The sequence below is a fragment of the Pseudomonas sp. ICMP 8385 genome (assembly GCF_002699915.1).
Lineage (GTDB): Bacteria > Pseudomonadota > Gammaproteobacteria > Pseudomonadales > Pseudomonadaceae > Aquipseudomonas > Aquipseudomonas gessardii.
In genome coordinates, this window is the sequence record NZ_LKBY01000079.1 from 1 (window position 1) to 201 (window position 201).

At 57.7% G+C, this 201-nt stretch carries 1 pseudogene; it reads left to right on the plus strand.

The annotated features are described in order from the left end of the window. Positions 1–201, plus strand: a pseudogene (locus AO268_RS08605) (IS5/IS1182 family transposase); the annotation flags it as partial.

The following is a 201-nucleotide window of genomic DNA, read 5'->3' on the forward strand; positions in this document are numbered from 1 at the left end:
CCCAGGTGGACAAATTGCTGCATGGCGACGAAAACGTGGTCTGCGCCGATGCAGGCTACACCGGTGTCGAAAAGCGGCCCGAGCATGAAGGACGTGAAGTTATCTGGCAGGCGGCGGCACGCCGCAGCACCTACAAAAAACTCGATAAGCGCAGCGTGCTGTACAAAGCCAAGCGCAAGATTGAAAAGGCCAAGGCTCAGG